Raw genomic sequence first — 5,998 nt, 5'->3', positions numbered from 1 at the left:
TGGGCTCAATACCAAGTTCCTTCAGTTGTAAATAGCCGGTTCCTCGCCCGATAACGGAAATTACATCCAGAATTTCTACACCCATAGTTTTCAGGGCTTTTACGAGAGCTATCAGTGTTCCGCCAGTACTTATGACGTCATCCACGATAATTACTCTGTCCCCTTTCTTGAGCCCGTTTATGTAGAGAGCTCCTTTTGAATACCCTGTACTCTGAGACAGCTCTACTTCTCCTTCAAGGAAATAAGGCCGCTTTCGAACAATAGTCAAAGGAATTCCCGTTTTCAGAGAAAGAGCATTTGCGACAGGAATACCCATAGCCTCTATGGTAAGAATTGTGTCAACTTTTTTAATGTCGGTAATCTGGAGAATATATTCGGCTATCTCTTCAACCATATGGGGATCTATGGATGGCACACCATCAGAGATTGGGTGAATAAAGTAATTGTATTCTCCTCGCTTGATCACAGGAGAATTAATTAGTGAAGTTTTCAGTTTTTCAAGCATGGTACTAACTCTTTTTTGGCTGTTGCGATATCTCTAAGTAAATAATTATGTTATTAATAAGGAATCCTGCTTTGATAATAAAGAATCCCGTGCTATTAATAAGGAACTCCGTTTAGGTAATAAATAATTCTATAATCTTATCCTATAATCCATATGCATGTAACAATCAAAAGCCGAAGATCTGAACATGTCAATAAGAGGGTAGACGGATTTACGGAAAATGTCAGAACAACAAAAATAAAAAAGGAAGAGAAAGAGGAAAATATGAGAATCACTGGAATCCTCAAACATACCTGATTAAACTTTTTGTGTGGGATTTAGATCAATTAGTTTAATTGCCTGTTCCACTAGTGTCGAGTCAACCGCAAAATGTCATATAAAATCGATTGCAATTATTCGGAATCGGTGAATCTTTGAAGATTGACGCGACACTAGTGCTTAATATAGTTTTGGGAAATAGTATTTGAGAACTTTCGATACCTGCTACCTTTTACGGAGCTGTCGCCCTATACTCTGTTTGGTGAGAACACTTCGAGTTCCTTTCGGCTCGCCAGTGATTCTTTCAACTCCATTGCAAATGGATCAGTGAGCTTAATCTGATAAAGGCTAAGGATGAGCTTAAAAACCTCGTCAAAGTAGGCTTCATTTTTACGGAAGTCTGCATAGACCCTGCCCTGTAACAATAGTGGGAAGGCTGACTTACTGGTACCTTCTAGAAGAACAGGCAGTACACTCTCCTTCTCAGCTTCAGTACCTATCATCCGATTGCCGATGATATCTCCTTCTGCAGCGACTACGAAACTCCGCATTGGTTCATTATTCTCATATTTCTTCCGGTAAAGCGATGTGCCTACTACAATTACTCGGTCGGTATTTCCGACACGCTCCACAAATCTTGGCACGTTGGCACCAATGCGCGCATTCTCCCATCGGTCCAGTACTACAATAATACCGGCATTTTGCAAGTCCATCGCTAACCTCCGTTCTACCCAATTTTCATGGTCTTGAACTCCCCACGCATAACTGATGAAGCATTCAGGCGAGGTAATTCCTTTATCCGTTACATATGATTTCAGGCGGTACAGAACCTGTTCGAATCTTGAGCGTTGATCTGCTGCCCAGCGATTTGCTTCCACTTCCTCCGCTTGTTTCCTAGTAAGATGAATCGGCTTATTGGATTTTGGCAGAGTGATCTTCTCACCGCACCGATTGCAGAAGGCTAATTCTTCACCACATGACATATGTTCGCGAACCACTGAGCGGTTTAGGGTGTGTCCATTAGGACATAAGACTGGTTCAATACGTTGTACTGTAAGGTTACGGCCTCTCAAGAAGTTCTCAAATAATCCCTGAAACAGCATCCGCACTGGGGCAGGAGTATTCACTCCAAAATATAATACAAAATACAGTTCTCCAGCGCGCTCATCCTCCAAGCGAAAACCACATACATGACCTGTTCCCATTTCGTAGCGGGCGTGATTCTGCCACTGGTTTGTGCGGGTGAAGTCTTGAGTGTAACCCATTAGAACCACCAACGATGCATACACATTTTCTACGGCGCCACTCACTGTGTAGGCTACACCATCTTCTATAGGTGTGTCGTCTCCAATCATTGGCTTCTTCATGTTGATAAGTTCAGGGAAAACAAGATAAGCACGATTATTCAGTGGATTTGTCTCGCGGAAGCAGATATTATGTTCAAGGAATAAAACGGCTACTGAATCCAACAGAATATCCTTCTCGGCCTCGGAAAGCTCCTCAAGTTCAGGAAACTTATATTCACCTAACAGCAATTGTTGTTCCTCAAGTGAACCGAGTCCTTCCGGATTCCTACGGGCTTCTAACACAAAAGATGCAGCCAAGTTGTTAAGCAACTCCGGTGCGAGCAGAATACGTGGCTCTCCCTGCGAGGTCTTCAGTCGCGTCACATATCCGTGATTCTCAAGATGCCCGACTGCAGTCATCATCTCAGCATTGCTGAACTTCCAATTTTGATCCGTCTTTTGCAAGCGCTTACGAAGTTCGTTTGGTGTCAGGATCATGTTCCGATGGTGACTCATTTCTTTCAGATCGAGGACGAAATCCTTGATTCGTTTAAAAGTCTCAGTAGTGATAGTTGCCGGTTTGTCATCCCATGGAATCATATTCTGCATCTGCTGAACCAACTCCTCGATTCCTTCGCCCGACTTTGCACTGGTGAGCATATAAGCCTTGATCCCTTGCTGTTTACAAAAGATATTAAGTTCTTCATTTGTCAATCGCGGCGTACCACGGTCTGAGCGTGCAGCGATCAAAATTGTAGGTGTTCCTCTGGAATGCTGGGCTTTAACTTTCAATTGCTTCAGCCAGAATCCGACACCGTTCAACAAATCGTCATCACGGGCCGGATCGAAGAGTAAAAGAGCTAGGTCCGCATCATCAAGAAACAGCGCGTGGATTAATCGATAGTCAGGCTGTCCTGCAAGATCCCATAACACTGCTTCGCATTGCGTGCCATCACGCCTTTTTTTGCAGAGCTGATTAAGCAGCCAGAATTGCTGTCCATGCGTTGATGAATGCTCCTTGAACTTTCCGTGTGCCAAACGCCAGCCTAGTCCAGTCTTGCCGACTCCAGAATCACCCACCAGCACGACCTTTGCGCTGGTGTAAGTGACCTTTGGTACAGTTAGCTGATTACAAAGGACGGCAAGATCCAGTTCATAGATATGGATAACACGGTCGCAGTTGTTTGGGGGAGTTCTAGGGTCCGAACCGACCGTGGCAAGAAGTGGCAGTCGTGGATGAAAAGCTAAACCTGGGGGCCACCTATCCGAAGAAGGTTCTGGAATTTTTGCTATGCAGTCGCCTGTATCGGCGTGCCATAAGCAAACTAAGTTATCACCCCCTTTTGATGCAAGCACTAGACTATTTGTACAAAAACTTATACTATTCACGGAACTATTATGTCCTTCTAGCGTACTAATTAGTCTTTTATTATTCAAATACCACAATTTGATCGTCCGGTCTTCACTTCCGCTTGCTATCAATTGCCCTAGTGAGTCAAAAGCCAGGCTATATACATTATCTTGGTGCCCTTGCATCCGAAGGATTACGTTACTTTGGTGCCCTTGCATCCGAAGAAGTACTTTACCTGTGGTTGGATCCCATAGCTTTAGTTTCCGGTCCTCTCCGAAGCTGGCGAGTGCGTTCCTCGCAGGATCAAATGCGAGGTTTAAAGCAGATTTCTGTCCCTCCAACTGGCAGAGCAACTCTCCAGAACCGGCATCATACAGCTCACTCGCGCAATCTTCACCGGCGATGGCTAGAGTGTCACCTTCTTGATTAAAGGCAATGGCCCAGATCCTGGAGCCTCCCCATTCTAATGTTAGACGAACTTCTCCAGTATCAACCTCACGCAACTCTACATTATTGGTACCACTGGCGCTGGCCAGAATATGGCCTGTGGGATCAAAGGCAACACATTGGATATTCTCGGTATTGTATTCAAGCGTGCGCATGCACTCGCCAGTCACTGTGTTCCAAAGACAGATAGTCTTATCTTTCGACGGCGAAGCTAGTATCCGACCGTCCGGCGACCACGCGATACGTCCAATGTAGCCTGTGTGTCCTCGCAACGTGTGCACAAGCTTTACGCCCGGCGGGAGGCTTTTTCGTACCTCTTCATCGGCGCGTTGCCATTTTTCAACAAAGTTATCATTCATGAGCATAGGATTTGCTTGCTCTTTATTAAGATTTTCTAAAATTATCAAAATTATTGTATCTTTTAGTAGGATTTATCGATACCAGTTAGAATTCAGTAAAAATCAAATTGCGGGAGGCCACCCAACCCTAAACAGGCTGTCCGACAATTCATTTTCAGGGCAAAAACATGTGAAAAAAAGGAAGGGGTATTCGTGACCCTCCGCGCTTCCATACTAATAAAAATATCTGAATATTATATAAACGCAGAAAAATAATTCAGAATAAAAACATGGTTGGATAATTACGAAAGATCAAATAAACTCAGGAAAAACGATGAAAAAAATAAAAAAGGAAGAGAAAGAGGAAAATATGAGGATTACTGGAATCCTCAAACATACTTGATTAAACTTTTTGTGTGGGATTTAGATCAATTAGTTTAATTGCCTGTTCCACTAGCTCAGTTTTTCGAGGGTTTAGTATTATTTATCGGATCAAGCAGCCCGAGAACTACATAAGGATTGTTATCTGCCTGCTTCATTTCGTCCAGGGTATCGGCATCAATATCCGTCACTGAAATTACCGAAACTAGTCCCTTTGTGTCCCAATTTTTCTGATCCATAAGCCAGAGGTCCGCTAAATACTTCGAGACCCATCCTGGATCATCGGCTTTTGCACCAGAGTTCGCATTGACAACATCAAAATCAAACCCGAGAACTACTGCTTTCATAGTTCCGGCATTTTTATCCTTGACAACAAAAATACCTGCAGGAGAACCACCTAAAGCTTCTGTTTCGTTATCCGTTAATGAAGAGACCCAGATACCTCCTGTGCCCGGAGTCACATCCCAGCGCTTTACGAAAACATCGTCTTTGCACCAGTTAGGGCAAGAGAAAACCGTGTAACTCACGCCTTCTTTAAGCGGGTAGTTTTCTTCCATCCAGTTTGCAAGCACGTAACCGCTGGAAACCCCTGGACAGAAATGATTGTGCAGTTCCAGGCACTGCATAAGCTCATAGTCGAGCTTTCCGGTAGCCCAGGCGTTCGAAATTGAAAGAATAGCAAACTCGCGCCCGTCAAATACCGTCGAATTTACCTTTTCACTCCACGCATCTCTCGATTTCTCGGTTTTCGAAAGTGTATCAAAGTTTATGTTTTCCGTTACCTTGTAGCTAATTTTACTTTCGTTTTCATAGGAAACCTCGATATAAGTACAGTTCCCGCTGCACTTATCGAAGAATGCAAACCATAGAGGATTATTCCTTGAGTTCTGGACAGTGAGGAGATTTTTTGTGTACAGAAGGTCCCTGTCATAAAACTCTGAGTAGAAATCATCCAGGAAAACATAAGACTCTGCAGGAGAGCCTATATCCGTAATAATAAGTGTGTTTGGTCCGACAACTCCGAGATCTGCTTCGGCTGCAGAAAAGACCTGAGCCATCAAATTCGAGTTACAATCTTCAGCTGCCATCCCTGGAACAGATCCAAGAGAAAAAACAAGGGCTGTCAGGAAAACAAGATAAATGAATTTTATGCTGGTTCTCCCTAGATTTGTCATACATGCTTTTATCATGCTTTTTTCTCCACATTAATTAAACCGATGCCTTCATGGTCTGGCTATAATAATACTTGCCAGAAAATCTTATTTAATAAATAAGACAAAATTCATCTATAGTATTTTTTAGTGTTACAATTGAATGTAAGTGTGTTACATAAAACTTTCGGATTTTGTTAACGCTGAGAATGGATTATAAGATATATAAAAAAAGAAATAGAAGTTAAGAAAATAAGCAAGATAAAGTAGTGAAAAGAAGT

At 42.9% G+C, this 5,998-nt stretch carries 3 protein-coding genes; all 3 read right to left on the bottom strand.

Going from position 1 to position 5,998, the window contains the following annotated elements; all coding sequences use genetic code 11:
* A partial coding sequence (hpt, locus tag NC238_05360; GenBank protein MCM1565367.1) for a hypoxanthine/guanine phosphoribosyltransferase occupies positions 1 to 505 on the bottom strand: 505 nt, incomplete at its 3' end.
* Between the two features lie 506 nt (positions 506 to 1,011).
* Positions 1,012 to 4,254, bottom strand: a complete 3,243-nt coding sequence (locus NC238_05355) for a TIR domain-containing protein (GenBank protein MCM1565366.1) — start codon at positions 4,252 to 4,254, stop codon at positions 1,012 to 1,014.
* Between the two features lie 389 nt (positions 4,255 to 4,643).
* Complete coding sequence (locus NC238_05350; GenBank protein MCM1565365.1) at positions 4,644 to 5,756, bottom strand: FmdE family protein; 1,113 nt, start codon at positions 5,754 to 5,756, stop codon at positions 4,644 to 4,646.
* Positions 5,757 to 5,998 lie beyond the last annotated feature (242 nt).

The sequence above is a fragment of the Dehalobacter sp. genome (genome assembly GCA_023667845.1).
Classification (GTDB): domain Bacteria; phylum Bacillota; class Desulfitobacteriia; order Desulfitobacteriales; family Syntrophobotulaceae; genus Dehalobacter.
This window is presented reverse-complemented; position numbering and strand designations above follow the sequence as displayed.

Excerpts from the sequence above, each read along its gene's own strand:
- NC238_05350 (MCM1565365.1), bottom strand. The coding sequence starts at position 5,756 with ATGATAAAAGCATGTATGACAAATCTAGGGAGAACCAGCATAAAATTC.